The sequence below is a fragment of the Pseudoalteromonas tetraodonis genome (assembly GCF_002310835.1).
GTDB classification, from domain to species: Bacteria; Pseudomonadota; Gammaproteobacteria; order Enterobacterales; family Alteromonadaceae; genus Pseudoalteromonas; species Pseudoalteromonas tetraodonis.
Window position 1 is genome coordinate 1,987,240 of sequence record NZ_CP011041.1, and the last position, 18,318, is coordinate 2,005,557.

Below are 18,318 nucleotides of genomic sequence, written 5' to 3' on the forward strand. Positions count from 1 at the left end.
TCTAAATTTTACAGTGAATTAATTAAATCAATTAGTCACTATTAAGCTCTGTTATTTTTGCGGATTAAAATTTGTTCAAACTAGGGGCGATTTAATCGCGATACGAGGTTTATAACCTAGTGGCCTAAGTGAAAACCGAATAACAAAAAGTTAATCGCCTCTAGTCAAAACCCTTCAGTCAGTGTCTGTTTCGCATTGAAAGGCCAACAGACCCTAAGATCTGTGTTTTCAAACACTTCTGTTTTAGGTTACTCTACTAATACCGAAACTTTCAGTGTATATATTATGGACTCTCCCTTTAACACTATTGGCTTGATTGGTAAGCCAAATCATCCTAATGCAGCCGCTACGTTACAACGATTACATACGTTTTTATTAGCTTTAGGCTTTGAGGTGATTGTTGAAAAACGCACGGGAGGTCAACTTAGTGATGTACCTGAGGACAAGCTCGTAAAACTCGTTGATTTGGGAGCGCGCGCCGATTTAGCCATTGTGGTTGGTGGTGATGGCAATATGCTTGGCGCTGCAAGAGTACTCGCTCGTTTTGATATTGCGGTAATCGGTGTAAACAGAGGCAATTTAGGCTTTTTAACCGATTTAAATCCAGAAGGATTTGAAGGCAGTTTAGAACAAGTACTCAGTGGCGATTACATTGAAGAAAAACGTTTTTTATTAGAAGTAGAAGTGTACCGTCATAACGAACTTAAAAGCGCTAATTCGGCAGTAAACGAAGCGGTGCTTCATGCTGATAAAGTAGCACACATGATTGAGTTTGAAGCATTTATTAACGATGATTTTGTATTCTCACAACGCTCTGATGGGTTAATTGTATCGACTCCAACAGGTTCAACTGCCTACTCTTTATCGGGCGGCGGCCCTATTTTAACCCCAGAACTCAACGCCATGTCATTGGTTCCTATGTTCCCGCATACTTTATCAAGCCGCCCTTTAGTGGTAGATGCCGATAACGAAGTACGTTTAAAGCTTAGTTTAGAAAATACCGATAGCTTACAGGTAAGTTGCGACAGCCATGTTGTACTTGCCGTATTACCCGGTGATGAGGTCGTTATTCGCAAAGCAGATAGAAAATTACGATTAATTCACCCAAAAAATTACTCTTATTATAATGTGCTTCGTAAGAAGTTAAACTGGGGTAGCCGTTTATACTAAAAACGGTTGAGCTTTTAGGACTGAGAGTTGTTTAATTGAGGGGCGATGTAATCGCAGCAAGAGATAGTTAATCGAGTGGGCAAAGTAAAAAGCGATTAAAACTACTGCGCATGCTCATATCCCTTGCCTCTAAACAGGTAGGCAAGGCTGAGTCTCTTTAAGTGCGCATGTTTCACCCCAAAATATAAACAATCTCTCAGTTATTGCCAAACATGCAACTTTAGAGCAAAATATCGGGCTAGATTATTAATCATCACCATCAGGAAATTGTAGCAATGACTTATGTAGTATTTCTTGCTTTATTATTGTTAATTACTTTACTTGGCAGTTACTTACTCATTGAAAGTAATCGTAAAAAGACTATTGAAGCAAAGAAAAAGCTGTTTAACGAGCGCGTTGCAAGTACTCAATCACGTTTAAAAATAAAACTTAACGAGTTACTTGATGCAAAAGTCATTAGTGCTAAACACCTTCCTCGAATTCAAGCCGTTGTCAGTAATTTTTTTGTAGTACAGCCACACACTGATGAAAATTTAAACAAGCTAGAGTCGCTATGCGATTTACTTATTAATATACTTAACGAAGAACTAATAAAAACCTATAAAAATAATAACAGCCAAGCTTTTTCCGATACCACTCAATATTTTATAGCAGAGTTACCAGCTCAAGGTATTTTATATAATAAAAACTTTTATCAAGAAGTCCTTCCTACGCTAATTTTAAAGTTAAAAACTGAAGACATAGCGCAACCAGTTGATAGTATTGACCTTAACGATGAAAACCTCCCTATTGATGAAGAAAAAAAAACATTAATTGAGTCCAGCCTTGCTTAAAATATAGAAATTTAATTTGCAAAAAACCAAAACACTGTATAAATTAACAGTTAATTCACTGGATGGATGAACAGTATGTTAATTGGTTTAGAAATTAAAAATTTTGCAATCGTAAGTAATTTAAGCACAGAATGGCATTCGGGTATGACCGCTATCACCGGTGAAACGGGAGCAGGTAAATCAATCGCCATTGATGCATTATCATTGTGTCTTGGAGAGCGAGCAGAAGCGTCTGCTGTGCGCCCAGGTACTGATAAAGCAGAGGTAAGTGCACAATTTGATTTAAGCAATTTACCACTCGCTCATGCTTTTTTAGAAGAGAACATGCTTAATAACGACGACAACGAATGTTTACTTCGTCGAGTTGTTTGTAAAAATGGTCGCAGTAAAAGCTACATTAATGGCAGCCCAGTTACCGCTGCACAACTAAAAGAGCTAGGCCAATATTTAATTTCTATTCATGGTCAACATGCGCACCAGCACCTATTAAAGGCAGAGCATCAGCTACAATTACTCGATGCATATGCAGGCCATCATAATCTTGTTAATGCTGTAAGCCAGTGTTATAAACAATTTGCTGACTTACAAAAAGAATTTAAACAGCTAGAACAACAGCAACAGCAACAAGCCGCACAAAAGCAACTATTGGAGTATCAAGTCGCAGAGCTTGATGAATTTGCATTACAGGCAGATGAATTTGAGCAAATAGAAGCCGAACATTATAAACTCAGCAATAGCCAAACTATATTGCAAGTCTGCCAGCGCGAGTTGCAGCATTTATATGAAAATGATGAACAAAATGCGTGTTCCATTTTACAGCACAGCGCCCAACAATTTACTGAACTTGCACAGTATGATGAAAGCTTAGCCAGTGTGGCAACATTATTATCAGAAGCCGCTGTTCAAGTTGAAGAAGCAAGCCGAGAAGTACGTAATTACACTGAACAAGCCGACTTGGATCCTCAGCGATTAACTGAAGTAGAAAACAGACTCAGTGGTGCAATGGACTTAGCCAGAAAACACCATATAAAACCCCAAGAGCTTGTTGGATTTCATCAAACTATTGCACAAGAGCTTGAGTCGATAAGTAATAACAGCTCACGTCTTGAGCAACTTGAAGGTGAAATTGAACATGCCCTTGAGGATTATCAAAACGCCAGTGAACAATTAAGTGCAAGTCGCCACCAGTATGCGAATACATTAAATGGATTGATCAGCGAAAGCATGGCTAATCTATCTATGGAAAATGGCGTATTTGAAATAGCATTGACTGCACAAAACGATCGCGCTCCAAATAGCTTAGGCTTTGATAATGTTTCGTTTTTAGTATCAACAAACCCAGGGCAACCATTGCAACCTTTAGCAAAAGTAGCCTCTGGTGGTGAGCTATCACGCATTAGTTTAGCTATTCAGGTTATTATTGCGCAAAAAGTCACGACCCCTACGCTTATTTTTGATGAAGTGGATGTTGGTATTTCTGGCCCAACAGCTGCTGCTGTTGGTAAACTACTGCGCCAACTAGGTAAGTCTACGCAAGTAATTTGTGTGACCCATTTACCGCAAGTGGCCAGTAGCGCTCATCAGCAGTTTTTTGTTGCCAAAGAAATTGCAGACGGTGAAACATTTACGCATATGCTGGCGTTGAATAAAGATGGTCGAGTAAATGAGATTGCTCGATTACTGGGTGGTGATAACATTAGCAAAACAGCTAAAGCAAATGCAAAAGAGCTTATAAAAGCGCACGGATAAAGTGAATCGCTTTATAGTGCGTTACCTTGATACGGTGAGGATACATTAATGCAAACGACGGTCATTTATTTTGGCTTAGCAATTAACTGGCTGCTACTGATTGTCAGTATACTTTTGGCTGTTTTTAGTAAGTTTAAACATACACAATTTAAGCAGAGCTTATATCGCTTTTTAAATGTAGCATTAATTGTACATATTGTTATTGCTGTTATGTTAGTTTTTAGCAGCACAGCTATTAGTGGCTTAATAACACTAAGTTGGTTAGTTATTGGCCTACAGCTTGTTTGTAACGTTATTTGCTATAAAAGTGTGAAACGCCGACAAGCCAGAGTGAAACCGAGCCTAGATCACTTCTCGATGGATTAACTAACAGCGCGTTTAAAAAAGCCCACAATCTATGTATTGCGGGCTTTTTTATTTGTAAAATCTTATAATTGTAAATAGCTAGGTCAAAACCTACGTCCCTTTTTGTAGACCTTAAACACCGACTATGGAACCATAAATATTTACCTTTGTTTGTAAAACTGAGGAAATAAAAAAAGCAAACCCGAAGGTTTGCTTTTGACTCCATTCTAACAAAAGCATTATTTACACTTTTAAATAATCCATAATGCCTTCTGCAGCGTTACGCCCCTCAAATATAGCGGTGACCACTAAGTCTGAACCACGAACAATATCGCCTCCAGCAAATATTTTAGGATTAGTGGTTTGATGTGTAAATTCACCTTGCTCGGGTGCATTAATACCACCCCAGTGGTTAATTTCTACGTCGTACTGCTCTAACCAATCCATTTTATGTGGCTTAAAACCAAATGCCATAATCACTTGTGTGGCTTCAATAATATGCTCTGAACCCGGTACTTCCTCAGCGCGACGGCGGCCGTTTTCATCTGCCTCGCCAAGCTGAGTTTTTACCATTTTAACACCGGCTACAGCGCCTTTTTCATCAAGTACAATCCCTTTAGGCTGAACGTTATAAGTAAAAATTACGCCCTCTTCTTTGGCATTTTTTACTTCGCGTTTTGAACCAGGCATGTTCTCTTCATCACGACGATAAGCACACGTTACTTTTAACGCGTTATGACGAATAGAGGTACGCACACAGTCCATTGCTGTATCGCCACCACCTAGTACCACTACTTTTTGGTTTGCCATATCAATGCAGGCTTGTTTAGACTCATCGTAACCCATAACACGGTTAGTGTTACCAATTAAAAATGGCAGGGCATCATGCACCCCCGGCGCATCTTCGTTCTCAAGCCCCGCTCGCATACTCTGATAAGTCCCCACTCCCAAGAATACGGCGTCATACTCATTAAGTATTTCATCCATGCTAATGTCTTTACCTACTTCGACATTAAGCTTAAATTCAACACCCATTTCGGTAAATATTTCGCGACGTTTTTGCATGACTTCTTTTTCTAATTTAAAAGAAGGAATACCAAAGGTTAACAGCCCACCAATTTCAGGGTGACGGTCAAATACCACAGGCTTAACGCCATTACGCACTAAAATATCAGCACAGCCCAAGCCCGCAGGCCCTGCGCCAATAATGGCAACTTTTTTATCAGTCCATGTTACATAGGACATGTCTGGTTTCCAGCCCATTTTAAACGCGGTGTCGGTGATGTATTTTTCAATATTACCGATTGTTACTGCACCAAACTCTTCATCTAATGTACATGAGCCTTCGCATAAGCGGTCTTGCGGGCATACTCGTCCACACACTTCTGGCAAACTGTTAGTACGGTGCGATAGCTCCGCGGCCTCTAAAATGCGCCCTGTACGGATCAGTTTTAACCATTGTGGAATATAATTATGTACTGGACATTTCCACTCACAATAAGGGTTACCACAATCAAGGCAACGATCCGCTTGTGAATTAACCTGATTTTCTGAAAAGGGTTCATAAATTTCTACGAACGATTTTTTACGCGACGAGATTGGTTTTTTGCGTGGATCTACACGCTGCACGTCTATAAATTGATATACATTTTCGCTCATACTGCCCCCTTATTGCGCCTGAACACGTAGTTCGGCGCTACTGCGAGCGCGGTGCCCGAGTAAACTTTTTACGTCACTTGATTTAGGTTTTACTAATTTGAACATCGGTAAATAAAGTTCAAAGTTAGCTAAAATAGTTTCTGCTCTGCATGAGCCTGTTAGCTCTAAATGATCAGCAATTAAGCCGCGTAAATGCTCTTGATGTGAACTTAAGTCATCTAAAGTAACCACTTCAACCAACTCTGGGTTAATGCGTTTCTCAAAATCACCTCGTTCATCTAAAATGTAAGCGAAACCACCGGTCATACCTGCACCAAAGTTCACTCCTACATTACCAAGTACACACACAACGCCACCGGTCATGTATTCACAACCGTTATCACCTACGCCCTCAACAACAGCTTGCACGCCTGAGTTACGTACAGCAAAACGCTCGCCTGCACATCCTGCTGCAAACAATTTACCGCCGGTTGCACCATATAAACAGGTATTGCCAATAATTGTTGCTTTATGACTTTCAAATGACGAACCCAATGGTGGGCGAATAACTAGCTTACCGCCAGCCATGCCTTTACCAACGTAATCGTTAGCATCGCCAACCAAAGTCATTTCAAGGCCACCGGCATTCCATACACCGAATGACTGACCAGCTGTACCATGTAATTCAATAACTACCGGATCTGCGGCCATGCCTTGATTACCGTGTTTATCAGCAATATACCCAGAAAGCATGGCACCTACTGATCTGTCGGTATTACAAATACGACTTACTAATGAAATGCCGCTTGAGTTATCTATTGCCTCTTGTGCCTTGCCTAGTAAGCTCTCATTTAACTCACCTAAATAATGCGAGCTATTTGGTGCACTGCAAAACAGTGTTTCACCTGTTGGGTTATTTGGCTGAGCGATAACCGCTGATAAATCTATTTTTTGCTGCTTCGCTGTTTTGCCTTCAATGGCTTCGAGTAAGTCTAAGCGACCAATTAAATCGGTTAGGTTTGCAACCCCTAAACTTGCCATAATTTCACGCGCTTCTTGAGCAATAAACTTAAAGTAGTTCATCGCCATTTCTGGCAGACCATGATAATGCTTTTGACGTAATGTTTCGTCTTGTGTTGCCACACCTGTCGCACAGTTATTTAAGTGACAGATTCGTAAGTATTTACAGCCTAATGCAACCATAGGCCCTGTGCCAAAGCCAAAACTTTCGGCGCCTAAAATGGCCGCTTTGATGATATCAAGGCCGGTTTTTAAACCGCCATCTGTTTGCAGGCGAATACGATGGCGAAGGCCATTTTCTACCAATGCTTGTTGTGTTTCAGCAAGTCCCAACTCCCATGGGCTGCCAGCGTATTTAACTGAGGTTAATGGACTTGCACCTGTGCCACCATCATAGCCTGAAATAGTAATTAAGTCGGCATACGCTTTTGCTACACCGGTTGCAATTGTGCCAACACCCGGTTCAGATACCAGTTTTACTGAAATCAATGCATTCGGGTTTACTTGTTTTAAGTCAAAAATCAGCTGGGCTAAATCTTCGATAGAATAAATATCGTGATGCGGCGGAGGTGAAATAAGAGTCACACCCGGTACCGAGTAACGAAGCTTGGCAATATAGGGAGTGACTTTTTCACCCGGTAATTGTCCGCCTTCCCCAGGTTTAGCGCCTTGTGCCACTTTTATTTGAATAACATCAGCGCTACGTAAGTAATGTGGGGTGACACCAAATCGACCCGAAGCTACTTGTTTAATACGTGAATTTTTTTCTGTACCGTAACGCAGCTTATCTTCGCCACCTTCACCAGAATTTGAGCAGCCACCTAAACGATTCATGGCAATTGCGAGTGCTTCATGCGCTTCTGGCGATAATGCACCAATACTCATGGCGGCTGAGTCAAACCGTTTATAAAGCTCAGTGGCAGGCTCTACCTCATCAATGCTTATACCCTTTTCTGGCAGTTTTAAAGCCAACATATCACGCAGAGTCGCGACTGGACGGTGATTAACTAGCTTTGCGTATTCGCTGTAATCACTGTACTCGCCGCTACGTACTGCTTTTTGTAACGTTTGAATCACATCAGGGTTGTAAGCATGGTACTCGCCGCCGTGTACGTACTTAAATAAACCACCATGGCTTAACAATTTACGTTTACTAAGCGCCAGTTTATGCAAGCTTTGCTGATCGTCATCAAAGTCGCTAAAACACGCCCCTTTAATACGACTCGCCACGCCTTTAAAACACATCTCAACAATAGCGTCCGATAGACCAACTGCTTCAAACAGCATTGAACAACGATATGAAGCCACGGTACTAATGCCCATTTTAGACATGATTTTGTACAAGCCTTTATTAATTGCTTGACGATAAGCCAGTGTAACTTCACAGTATGACTTATTAATTACCTTGGTATCGCTCATAGCCACAAGTGACTCGTACGCTAAATACGGGTAAATTGCGGTTGCACCAAATCCAAGTAGTACCGCAAATTGATGCGCATCGCGAACGCTGCCAGTTTCAATAATAATATTTGACTCACAGCGTAAGTTATTATCTACCAAGCGTTTTTGTACCGCACCCACCGCCATAGCAGCAGGGATAGGTAATTGATTGTCATCAAAGTTACGATCCGTTAATACCAGCATAATGCAGCCAGATGCGGCTTTTGCTTGTGCTTCATCACAGATGCGCTTAACCGCATTCTCAAGGCCTTCTTCTACGGTGTAAGTAATATCAATCTTACAATAGCTGTAGTGCGCTTCATCGGCGTTAAGTAGCTGCTGCATATCAGCGTACATTAAAATAGGCGTATCAAATTGCAGGCGTTTAGCGTGACCTGTTGTTTCATTAAATACGTTTTGCTCACTGCCAATACACGTTGCAAGCGACATTACATGGTTTTCACGTAACGGATCAATTGGCGGATTAGTAACCTGAGCAAACTTTTGACGGAAATAATCATAAAGTGAACGGTGCCCTTCACTCAGTACGGCAAACGGCGTATCGTCACCCATTGAGCCAGTGGCTTCTTGCCCATTTTCACCCATGACACGAATGACGCTGTCTAGCTCTTCGTTAGTATAGCCAAACATCTTTTGGTATTTGACAAGGGTTTCATCATCAAATGAGCGATTGCCCGCATCTTGCTCGGTAAGTGCTTCAAAAGGCGTTAATCGTTTAACGTTTTCTTCTAACCACGACTTATAAGGGTGGCGTGATTTTAAATCTTGGTCAATTTCATCTGAATGCCAAATTTTACCCAATTTAGTATCAATAACGAGGAGTTCGCCCGGGCCAACACGTCCTTTTTCGACCACTTCGTCAGCGGTGTAATCCCATATACCCACTTCAGAGGCTAAAGTAATAAAGCCATCTTGAGTAATAATATAACGCGCTGGACGTAAACCATTTCGGTCTAGGTTACAGGCTGCAAAACGCCCATCCGACATAACGATGCCTGCAGGGCCGTCCCACGGTTCCATATGCATAGAATTAAAATCATAGAATGCACGTAAGTCGTCATCCATAGCACGGTTTTTTTGCCATGCTGGCGGCACTAGCATGCGCATCGCACGGAATAAATCCATACCACCAGCTAAAAACAGCTCTAGCATATTATCGAGGCTAGATGAGTCAGACCCTGTTTCATTAACAAACGGCGCTGCGCTTTGTAAATCAGGAATAAGCGGCGAAGCAAATTTATAAGAGCGTGCACGGGCCCACTGGCGGTTACCTTCAATAGTATTAATTTCACCATTGTGCGCTAAATAACGAAATGGTTGCGCTAAAGGCCAGCGAGGCTGTGTGTTTGTAGAGAAGCGTTGATGAAAAACACAAATAGCACTGGTCATGCGAATATCAGCAAGATCGAGATAAAAATTTGGCAAGTCAGCAGGCATCATTAAGCCTTTATAGATGGTGACTAGCCCAGATAAGCTCGCAATATAAAATGATTCATCATCCATCAAGCGCTTTTCTGCACGACGACGTGCAACATATAAACGTCGCTCTAAATCTTTAGAACGCCAACCTTCAGGCGCACTAATAAAAATTTGTTCAAACCCAGGCAATTGCTTTAGGGCTATAGGTCCTAGCATTGATGGATCGGTAGGGACAACACGCCAACCTAAAATATTAAGCGTTTCTTTTTCTAGTTCTTCGCTTAAAACATCTTTAGCTGCTTGTGCTAATACCGGATCAGCATTGAGGAAAATCATCCCAACGGCGTAATTTTTACCTAAATGCCAATTATTTTCAGCAGCAATAGCACGAAAGAAGCTGTCTGGTTTTTGAAGTAACAAGCCACAACCATCACCCGTTTTACCATCAGCAGATATACCGCCGCGGTGCTGCATGCGATCTAAACCGGTGATCGCCGTACGGATGAGTCGGTGACTCGCTTGGTTATTTACTTGGGCTATTAAGCCAAAGCCACAATTATCTTTTTCTAGTTTTGAGTCATATAACATGGACCCCTCCCCTTGCTGCACTGTTAACGTGGATGAACGGCTCGACGATTTGCTAACAGACGATCAAAATTAGCGTTATTCCTAACCTGAGTCAATATCTTTCTGAATACATATTCATTATATTGAATATATTTCAACTTCATTAAAAATTATAAAATAATGCTAAATATTAACATTTGAGTAGATATTGGATCGAAAACTTTAATGACACCGGTGTTATTTTTAAGAACTTGTAAATAAAACCTCCTCACAACAGGCAGTTTACGTAAACGTAAAGGAGGCTTAAAATGAATAACTATTCACTAGATATCATTCCATCATTTTTGCTTTATTCGTAATACATCTAAACATGACATTTAATTACATCGACTTCTATTAGCACATAGTTTATTCAATGAATTTGCACGTTAGTCTTATGCTATGCATTAATTAACAACTTTCTTTGCTTTACGTTGAGGTAATCTCACCCCACAGCCAAATCAAAAAAGTGCCCGCAGCGGACACTTTTTATGTCCGCGGACACATAAAAAGAAAGTTTAAAAATAAAAAGTAATTAAATTCAAAAAGATAAAAAATGGCACGCTATTCGAATATCCCATAACTATATAAATTTTGAGGGCATTTGAATGTTTACTATTGGCTTATTTTTAATTTCACCAATTATTCTGTTTATTGCCTCGCTAATGATTACTGTGTTTGAAAAACACTAAGCAAAGAGAACAAATAATGATTAAAGACACTAGCGGGCAAGACACGCAAATCTCACGACCTATAAATTTTAAAAAAAACATATGGCTGTTTATATTTACTGTGGGCTTAGTTGCTCTATGTGTATATGCATTATTAAATACTGATCAAGAAGGTACTATCTCGGTTGATAGAGTAAGCCTACAAATAGCCACAGTGGTGCGCCAATCACTAATACGTGATGTTGCAGCCAGCGGTAAAATTGTAGCCGCCAGAGCACCAAAAGTTTACAGCCCTGAACGAGGCTTTGTTTCATTGAAGGTAAATGCTGGTGACTCAGTCAAACTGAATGATGTAATAGCCATGGTTGAGAGCCCCGAGCTCACAAACGAATTAAAGCAGCAACAGTCTGTTTTAGCTCGTCTTGAGGGCGAGCTACAACGTAAACACCTTGAGGCACGCCGCCAATCATTAAGCTTAAATAAAGCGCTTGATCTAGCACAAGTAGAATTAAACGCTGCCGATAGAGAAAATCGCAGAGCGACTTTGTCAATGCAAAAAAATGTGATCAGTCAAATTGATCATGAAAAAGCCATTGATGAGCTTGCCCGTGCAAAACTTTCTTATAAACATGCAGAGCAAGAAGTTGAATTGTCCAAAGATACACTTGCTTTTGAACTACAGGCCGCTAAACGAGATGTCACTCGTCAACAACTGATTGTCGATGATCTACTTCGCAAAGTTAATAACTTAACAATTAAAGCCACTGTGTCAGGGATTGTAGGTAACTTACTAGTTCAACAAAGAGAAGCGGTAACACAAAGCCAACCACTAATGACTTTAGTTGATTTGAGCAATTTTGAAGCAGAACTACAAGTCCCTGAAAGTTATGCAAATGACCTTGGTTTAGGTATGGACGTAGAGATAACAATGGGCGCTAGCAAAGTGATGGGTACCCTTTCTGCCATTTCACCAGAAGTCAATAATAGAGAAGTCACAACACGTGTACGTTTTAACAAAGACATGACGGGCATCAGACAAAACCAACGATTAACCGCACGTATTTTATTAGAAAATCGTGACGATGTTTTACAGGTTAAGCGTGGGGCATTTTTACAACAAGGCGGCACACAGGTTTATAAAATTACCGGTGATACAGCTCAGCTCATTGATATTTCAATTGGTGCAACCAGCATTAATGCGGTTGAGTTAATTTCAGGGGTTCAAGCTGGCGATGAATTGATTATCTCAAGCTATAACAGTTTCAAACACACACACACGTTATTACTTCGCTAACAATCGCGTAGAACCAAATAATAAAAGGAAAAAGCATGTTAAAGATGAATAATATAAGTAAAGTATATCAAACTGAAATGGTGCAAACCCATGCATTACGTGACTTTAATCTGCACGTTGATGAAGGCGAATTTATTGCTGTAACAGGCCCTAGCGGGTCAGGAAAAACGACCTTTTTAAATATCGCTGGAATGTTAGAGCCCTTCTCCGCAGGTGAATACTTACTTGATGGAATTGATGTCGGTAAGTTAAACGATAATCAACGTGCAGATTGTCGAAATCAAAAAATAGGCTTTATCTTCCAAGGGTTTAATTTAATACCTGACTTAAACTTATATGAAAATATTGAAGTACCGCTACGTTATAGGGGTATTAAAGCCGCAGAGCGTAAACGTCGCATTGAAAAATGCTTAGAACAAGTTGGCCTTGCCTCTCGGGCAAAACATTTGCCACAGCAACTCTCTGGCGGACAGCAACAACGAGTGGCCATAGCACGGGCGCTTGCTGGCGAGCCACGATTTTTATTAGCCGATGAACCTACCGGTAATCTCGACAGCCTTATGGCTCGTCAAGTAATGGAGCTGCTTGAACAAATCAATCGCGATGGCGCAACCATTGTCATGGTCACCCATGATGCAGAACTTGCTCGGCGTGCCCCTCGAAATATTCAAGTTGTAGACGGTCAACTTGCTGATTTCACCTTGTACCAAGGTGCACAAAACCTTAAAAATGTTGCTGGAGCCTAAGCCATGCTTCTACATTACCTCGATTTAAGTTGGCGCAGCTTCAAGCGCACACCGTTAGTAAGCTTTTTAATGGTACTGGCGATTGCCATTGGTATTGGCATCACTATGACGAGTTTAAGCGTTTATCACATGATGTCAGCGGATCCCATTGCGCATAAAAGTAGCCAGCTCTATGCTGTGCAGTTGCAAGTAATGGATGATGGCCACACTTGGTGGACGTCTGATAACCTCCCGCTACAACTAACTTATCAAGATGCTGCAAACCTATATAAATCAGAGATAGGTGGCCAGCGTTTAAAAATGGTGCGCAGTGGATTCTCTGTTTACATAGACTCTGACACAGTAAAACCTTTTAGCCAAAGTGCGAGACTAACAACCCCAGAATTTTTTAATATGTTTGATCTTGAGTTTCTCTATGGTGAAAAATGGTCTCTGCAGCAAGAAGAAAACGCGACCCCCGTTGTTGTGATCAGTGAAGAGTTAAATAATAAGCTTTTTGCTGGCGAAAATTCAGTGGGTAAAATTATTTACCTTGATGATGCGAGTTATGAAGTGGTTGGGGTTACTAGAAACTGGCCATTAACCATCAAATACTACGATTTAAATAATGGTTCATTTAATGACCCTGAACAACTTTTTATGCCATTTAGTCTTCTTGAAGCAAAACAGCTTGGTAATTGGGGGAATACCAATGGTTGGAAACATGAGGATGTTAGAAGCTTTAGTGCCAAGTTACAGTCAGAAATGGTGTGGATTCAATTCTGGGTTGAATTAACTAACGAACAACAAAAAAATGATTATGAAAATTATTTATTAGCCTACATGCAAGAGCAACAAAAGCTTGGTCGTTTTAATCGCAAAGAGTTAGCTTACAGTATTCGAGATGTTAACCAGTGGATGGCCTATAACAACGTGGTCAGTGAAGATAACAAAATTTTAGTCGCACTTAGTTTTATGTTTTTGGCTGTATGTTTGGCGAATATTCTCGGCTTATTACTTGCAAAATTTTTACGTCGAGCTCCAGAAGTCGGTGTACGCCGTGCACTTGGAGCCAGTAAGCGACAGATTTTTATGCAACATATTATCGAAGTCGCCATGCTAGGACTATTAGGTGGGCTACTTGGTATTGTCCTTGCCCAGTTTGGCTTATTGGGTGTTCGCCAAAGCTATAGCTACTACGAAAGCTTAGCGACCATGGATTTAACCATGTTATTGAGCGCCCCACTCATTGCAATTAGCACCTGCATAATAGCTGGGCTTTACCCTGCTTGGCTGGTATGTAAAACCAATCCTGCAATTTACCTAAAAAGCCAATAAGGACGAACACTATGATGTTAGAAATTAAACCTATTTTCCATGCACTGTGTCGATCTAAAGTTGGTGCGCTGTTGTTACTTATCCAAATAGCTATTACTACTGCTATTGTCAGTAACGCAGCGTTTATTATTCAAGATAGAATGACTTATCTTAATCAGGATACAGGATACCCCGAAGATGAAATACTTGCTTTTCATGTCATGCACTTTGGCAAAGATGTCAAAAGCCACCAACAATTTGAACTTGATGAAGCGATGTTAAGAGCTTTACCCGCAGTGAAAGACGCCGCCTATATAAACAACATCCCCTTATCGGGAAGTGGTAGCTCTTCTGACTTCAGTATAAATTCAGCCCCTGAGCCTGGGCTTTCTGCAAGAACTGCTTACTTTTTTACAGATGATCATGCAATTAACACGCTTGGGGTTGAACTTATTGCTGGACGCAATTTTAGAGAAGACGAAGTTGTTGTAACTAACGATAATGATCAGCGAGCCAATGTTACCATTGTGACACAGGCATTATTAAATGAGCTATTTCCTGATGAAGATGGATTAGGAAAAACAATATTCCTTGGTGATATTCCAATGAAAGTCATTGGTGTAATTAAGCATGCAAAAGGCCCATGGCTCAAAGACAGCCGCCCAAATAATGTCGCATTAATTCCTTATATAAATCCTAATATTTCGGGGAATTTTTTAGTTCGCACAGCAGCCAATGAGCGGGCAAATATTGCTAAACGAATTGAAGACGAGATGCTAGAAAATTACAACAAACGTGTAATTATCCGAGTTCGGGGCCTTGACCAAGATAAAGCCCAATACATGGCTGAAGACACATTGATGATGCGTATGTTAATTGTGCTCATAACCATACTGGTATTGGTAACCGCACTGGGCATTTTTGGTTTGACGCTATTTAATATAAACAAACGTACCAAGCAAATTGGAACCCGTCGTGCTTTAGGCGCTCGTAAATCTGCAATTGTTAATTATTTTTTAGTTGAAAATGCGCTGATTTGCATTGCTGGCTTATTTTTAGGTGCTATTTCAGCACTTTTACTCGGTCAGTTATTAATGCAACATTTTTCAATAGCGGCATTACCATCAAGTTATATTGCTGTCACGGCAATCATGGTGTTCACAATGAGTCTTTTGGCTGTATTTGGCCCAGCTAAACGCGCGGCAAATATTTCGCCGAGTATCGCAACCCGAACCATATAGCACAGCTCCCAACCTATGCTACACTGGCTAAACGCGGTGTAGCATTTTCAATATTTAAATAATAATAAACAGCGATTAAATTAACATGGAAAAAATACTTATCGTTGATGATAATCCTGCAATTTTAGATGCTCTGTCATTATTGCTAGAGATTCACGACTATAAAGTGGTTACTGCAAATAGCCCATTTGAAGCTATTCAAATTGTGCAATACCAGCGTATTGCACTTGTACTTCAAGATATGAACTTTAGTAACGACACAACTTCAGGAGAAGAGGGAAAGTTACTCTTTTATCAACTTAGAGAGCTAAATCCCCATCTGCCCATTATTCTGATCACTGCATGGACTGAGCTTGAAACAGCCGTTGAACTTGTCAAAGCCGGTGCGGCTGATTATTTACCAAAACCATGGGATGATGCCAAGCTTCTTACCTGTGTTAATAACCTAATTGAACTAGGAAAGACAAAAAAACAAAATCAAACCTTATTGCGCCACCAGCAAGAGCGTGAGGCATCTATAGAAAATGCTAATTTAGTAGGTTTAATTTATCGCAGTACGGCCATGGAGCAATTAGTTAAAATGGCATTACAAGTCGCCAAATCTGATGTCTCAGTATTAATAACAGGCCCAAATGGCAGTGGTAAAGAGCGCATAGCACAAATTATTCAAGCAAACTCACCTCGCCAAAATGCTGCGTTTATTACGGTCAATGCAGGTGCCCTTCCCCATCAACTAATAGAAGCAGAATTATTTGGTGCAGAAGCAGGTGCTTTTACAGGGATCACAAAACAAAGGATTGGTCGATTTGAAGCAGCTGACGGTGGCACATTATTTTTAGATGAAATAGGTAATCTCCCTTTATCAGGGCAAATGAAGCTCCTACGGATTTTACAAACGGGAGAATTCGAGCGCTTAGGTTCAACCCAGACCCGAAAAGTTAATGTCCGTGTAATATCAGCGACCAATGAAAACCTAACAGATGCAATCAGCAAAGGACAGTTTAGAGAAGACTTATACTACCGCTTAAATGTAATTGAACTTAACTTACCAAGTCTTAACCAACGACCGGATGACATACTTCCTCTTATTCGTCATTTTTTAGAAGAACGTGAGCTGGATTTACAATGCGAAAACCTACTTTTAGCCCATTCATGGCCCGGTAATGTTCGTGAACTTGAAAATGCATGTAAACGAGTCAGTGTGCTTAAACCCAGCGGTGAGATAAGCATCGATGACTTTGGTTTAACTCCTATTACGCCTCAAACACTGACTCAAAAAATAGAGCCTAACAAACAACAAATTGAGGATGCCATGCGTTTACATAAAGGGGTGATTGCCAAAGTAGCACGTGAGTTTGGCCTTAGCAGACAAGCACTCTACCGTCGCCTTGATAAGTTTGAGATTGCCTACTAATGGTTAAATCAAGATACCGCTTTTCTTTAACGTCTAAAGTGATTTTAGTATGTGTATTTTCCTCTGCGATCCCTGTTTTTATCTGTTGCTGGCTGCTGGATGTTGACGGTATAAAAACAGCACTAAGTGTTATTTTTACAGCCACTCTGAGTAGCTTTTTAGCTCATCGACTCAGTGGTAAACTGGTTCAAGGTATTACTTCATTAGAAACTGGCTTATTAAATTTTAAGGATGGGGAACTATCAACTTTACTGGCCTATAACCATAATGATGAATTAGGTCATTTGTGCCAGCTTTATAACCAAACTGCAAAGCAATTAAGACAAGAAAAACAATGGGTTTACCAACGAGAGTTAATGCTTGATAAGGTATTACAAAACTCCCCTCAAGCTGTATTATTAGTTAATGATAATGATTTTATTGTTTATAGTAACCACAGTGCGAGAGATTTTTTTAATGCAAGTACAGCCCTTGAAGGCGAAAAAATCTCACCATTATTGTCTAAAGCCCCACAGCAAATAATTAATGCCGTTAATAAAGGCGTAGATGGTTTATTTATTCTTGATAAAACAGAACAAGAACCGCAAACATGGCATCTTTCAATGGGTCGCTTATTGCTTAACAACCAACACCATAGGTTGTTTGTTTTTAAACAATTGACCCGCGAATTGAGCCGCCAAGAAGTTGAAGTTTGGAAAAAGGTTATTAGGATCATTAGCCATGAACTCAATAACTCACTAGGGCCTATGTCATCCATGTTACATAGTGCACAACTGTTAACGCAAAAAGTGGATGAACCTCGTTTAAAGCGCGTTTTCACTACCATTGAAGAGCGAATAAAGCATTTAAACGAGTTCGTTCAAGGCTATGGTAGGTTTGCTAAACTTCCACCACCTAAAATAACAACGGTTGACTGGCATTCATTACTCGATCAATTACAAAGCCAATGGCAATTTAATTTCGACCTTCAAAAAGACATCACTACAAAAGCCGATCAAACCCAAATAGAACAATTGCTCATTAACCTGTTGAAAAACGCACATGAATCAGAGTCGCTAGCGGAGCATATCAGCTTAAAAGTAACACAAGATAGCCTCGGCACTCATATTAATGTGAGCGATCAAGGAAAAGGTATGAGTGAAACAGTTATGGCCAGTGCGCTTATCCCTTTTTATTCTACCAAGGTGGCAGGAAGTGGATTAGGTTTGGCACTGTGTCGAGAAATTGTTGAAGCCCATCATGGGCAAATTAGCCTACACAATCGGGACGTCGGCGGGATCAGTGTTTTTGTAAGTTTACCTTGAGAGTTGTTTAACTTTAAGGCTGAAAACTCATCCAATTTAGAAATGATACAATCGCGTTCTGAAGTTTATGACCTAGTGAGCTAAGTAAAAACCGCGAAAAGCTGCCTACTC

12 protein-coding genes are annotated in these 18,318 nt (G+C 40.5%); 10 read left to right on the forward strand and 2 right to left on the reverse strand.

Annotated features, from left to right (window positions below):
* The first annotated feature begins 285 nt into the window (after positions 1–285).
* The 4 genes from nadK (at position 286) to PTET_RS09175 (ending at position 4,118) form a co-directional block, all read left to right on the forward strand.
* Entirely contained in the window at positions 286–1,170 is an 885-nt protein-coding gene (gene nadK, locus PTET_RS09160) for an NAD(+) kinase (RefSeq protein ID WP_024602951.1), read from the forward strand.
* 275 nt (positions 1,171–1,445) lie between these two features.
* Positions 1,446–2,003 carry a hypothetical protein gene (locus PTET_RS09165; RefSeq protein ID WP_013465168.1) on the forward strand — a complete coding sequence of 186 codons (558 nt, stop codon included), beginning with the start codon at positions 1,446–1,448 and terminating at the stop codon, positions 2,001–2,003.
* Positions 2,004–2,078: 75 nt separating this feature from the next.
* The gene (gene recN / locus PTET_RS09170) at positions 2,079–3,752 is read left to right on the forward strand and encodes a DNA repair protein RecN (protein ID WP_096038519.1); all 1,674 of its coding nucleotides are present in this window, start codon (positions 2,079–2,081) and stop codon (positions 3,750–3,752) included.
* A gap of 48 nt (positions 3,753–3,800) precedes the next feature.
* Positions 3,801–4,118 (forward strand): hypothetical protein, encoded by a 318-nt coding sequence (locus tag PTET_RS09175; RefSeq protein ID WP_013465170.1) that lies wholly within the window; start codon positions 3,801–3,803, stop codon positions 4,116–4,118.
* Between the two features lie 222 nt (positions 4,119–4,340).
* Here the strand turns inward: PTET_RS09175 and PTET_RS09180 are convergent, their stop codons facing one another.
* Positions 4,341–5,756: an FAD-dependent oxidoreductase gene (locus PTET_RS09180; RefSeq protein ID WP_096038520.1), complete on the reverse strand. Its 1,416-nt coding sequence runs from the start codon at positions 5,754–5,756 to the stop codon at positions 4,341–4,343.
* A 9-nt stretch (positions 5,757–5,765) separates the two neighbouring features.
* Positions 5,766–10,223 (reverse strand): glutamate synthase large subunit, encoded by a 4,458-nt coding sequence (gene gltB, locus PTET_RS09185; protein ID WP_090492327.1) that lies wholly within the window; start codon positions 10,221–10,223, stop codon positions 5,766–5,768.
* A 726-nt stretch (positions 10,224–10,949) separates the two neighbouring features.
* Between gltB and PTET_RS09190 the strand changes: the two genes are divergently transcribed.
* The 6 genes from PTET_RS09190 (at position 10,950) to PTET_RS09215 (ending at position 18,207) form a co-directional block, all read left to right on the forward strand.
* Entirely contained in the window at positions 10,950–12,206 is a 1,257-nt protein-coding gene (locus PTET_RS09190) for an efflux RND transporter periplasmic adaptor subunit (RefSeq protein ID WP_096038521.1), read from the forward strand.
* Between the two features lie 35 nt (positions 12,207–12,241).
* A complete protein-coding gene (locus PTET_RS09195) occupies positions 12,242–12,952 on the forward strand; it encodes an ABC transporter ATP-binding protein (RefSeq protein WP_013465175.1) in 711 nt (236 codons plus the stop codon).
* A 3-nt stretch (positions 12,953–12,955) separates the two neighbouring features.
* On the forward strand, positions 12,956–14,269 hold the full coding sequence (locus tag PTET_RS09200; RefSeq protein ID WP_096038522.1) for an ABC transporter permease: 1,314 nt from the start codon (positions 12,956–12,958) through the stop codon (positions 14,267–14,269).
* Between the two features lie 14 nt (positions 14,270–14,283).
* Complete coding sequence (locus tag PTET_RS09205; protein WP_167378574.1) at positions 14,284–15,489, forward strand: ABC transporter permease; 1,206 nt, start codon at positions 14,284–14,286, stop codon at positions 15,487–15,489.
* Positions 15,490–15,574: 85 nt separating this feature from the next.
* Positions 15,575–16,903: a sigma-54-dependent transcriptional regulator gene (locus tag PTET_RS09210; RefSeq protein ID WP_096038524.1), complete on the forward strand. Its 1,329-nt coding sequence runs from the start codon at positions 15,575–15,577 to the stop codon at positions 16,901–16,903.
* The gene (locus PTET_RS09215; RefSeq protein WP_096038525.1) at positions 16,903–18,207 is read left to right on the forward strand and encodes a sensor histidine kinase; all 1,305 of its coding nucleotides are present in this window, start codon (positions 16,903–16,905) and stop codon (positions 18,205–18,207) included. Before PTET_RS09210 ends, PTET_RS09215 begins: the two co-directional genes overlap by 1 nt.
* Positions 18,208–18,318 lie beyond the last annotated feature (111 nt).